1 protein-coding gene is annotated in these 1,350 nt (G+C 34.9%); it reads right to left on the bottom strand.

Features of this window, described 5'->3' with window-relative positions; translation table 11 throughout:
* Positions 1-54: 54 nt before the first annotated feature.
* Positions 55-1,257, bottom strand: a complete 1,203-nt coding sequence (locus JM658_RS16925) for an IS256 family transposase (protein WP_236961073.1) — start codon at positions 1,255-1,257, stop codon at positions 55-57.
* Positions 1,258-1,350 lie beyond the last annotated feature (93 nt).

Below are 1,350 nucleotides of genomic sequence, written 5' to 3'. Positions count from 1 at the left end.
AAAGACAGTATCCAAAATTTTGTGTAAACAAAAATTAATTGGGGTCCAACTTTATTAAAGTTGGACCCTTTTTTCAAATATAGTTAAGAACTGATTAAGAATAAGTCCCCAATTCTGAATTGGTTGCGTCCATTTCTTAGTAATTTGCATTAATGATAAATATACTGATTTTTTCAGCGCATCATCTGTTGGGAAGCTCATCTTATTTTTGGTATATTTTCTGATTTTTCCATTTAGGTTTTCAATAAGGTTTGTGGTGTAAATAATCTTTCTAATTTCTAAAGGGAAGTCAAAGAACACGGTAAGTTCCTCCCAATTATTTTTCCAAGACTGAACCGCATAAGGGTATTTATCGTTCCATTTTTGAGCAAAACGATCGAGCTCAGCTTTGGCCATTTCTTTATTAGGAGCATTGTAAATGTGTTTCATGTCTGCTGTAAAGGCTTTTTTATCTTTCCAGACAACATAGCGAGCGCTATTTCTTATTTGATGCACTACACATATTTGGGTATCAGCAGTTGGAAAAACATTTTTAATAGATTGCGTAAATCCATTAAGATTATCCGTCACAGTTACTAGAATATCTTCAACTCCTCTAGCTTTTAAATCTGTAAGAACACCTTGCCAAAAGGATGCAGATTCATTCATGCCTAACCACATTCCTAGAAGTTCTTTATGCCCGTCTCTATTAAGACCTACAGCTAAATAAATAGTCTTATTGACTACTTTTCCACTCTGGCGAACCTTAAATACGATACCATCCATCCAAACTACGCAATAAACAGCTTCTAATGGTTTATTTTGCCATTCTAAAACCTCTTGATTTATTCTATCTGTAATGAGTGATATAGAAAAACTTGAGAGTTTATAACCATAAATTTCATATAACTCGTCCTCTATATCAGAAACACTCATCCCTTTGGCATATAAGGAGATGACAATGTTTTCCACAGATAAGGAAGTGCTTTTGTGTTTAGGAACTACTATGGGCTCAAAATCACTGTTACGATCTCTAGGAACACTAATTTCACTTTGACCATATTGTGTCTTTACGCGCTTAGTAGTCATCCCATTGCGGGCATTGTCTAGGCTTCGTTTGCCATTTTTGGGATACCCCAAATGAGCATCCATCTCTCCTTGGAGCATCGCTTCTAAAGCTGCGCTATGCAAATCTTTGAATAGATTGCTTAGATCTGTTTCTGTTTTTAAGCCATCTAACAGACCGCTTTTTAAAAATTGATTCTTTAATTCATCCATAATGATACTGTGTGTTATAAAATTAAACAAAAAATTAGGCGGGGTTTTAAAACCCCGCCTAATTTCTGTTTACACAGTTTTTTGGACACTACC

This window comes from Joostella atrarenae, from assembly GCF_021764745.1.
Taxonomy (GTDB): Bacteria; Bacteroidota; Bacteroidia; order Flavobacteriales; family Flavobacteriaceae; genus Galbibacter; species Galbibacter atrarenae.
This window is presented reverse-complemented; position numbering and strand designations above follow the sequence as displayed.